General features: G+C 67.2%; 1 protein-coding gene. It reads right to left on the reverse strand.

What is annotated here, in order from left to right; all coding sequences use genetic code 11:
* The coding region (locus tag MFF21_RS23795) for an EF-hand domain-containing protein (RefSeq protein WP_238315056.1) at window positions 1-181 on the reverse strand (181 nt) is incomplete at its 3' end.
* Between the last annotated feature and the right edge of the window lie 69 nt (window positions 182-250).

Here is a 250-nt window from a genome sequence, read left to right on the forward strand (position 1 = left end):
AGAAGGCCTCGGCACCCGTGTAGAGCGACTGGCCCCGGTCGCAGCGGGCCGTCGTACCGAACTCGGTGAGCAGACGGGCCGCGGCGGCGTTGAAATCGGCGCGATCGATGTAGCCGTTGCCGTCCTGGTCGAAGGCGGCGAAGCGGTGCGCGATCTTGCGCTCGTACTCTGCGCTGTCCATGCGGGGAGCGTACGACGCCGGGAGGCGTCACGTGTCACCAACTGCCTTCAGAGGTGTGACAACCTCGTG

This window comes from Methylobacterium organophilum (assembly GCF_022179465.1).
Classification (GTDB): Bacteria; Pseudomonadota; Alphaproteobacteria; order Rhizobiales; family Beijerinckiaceae; genus Methylobacterium; species Methylobacterium organophilum.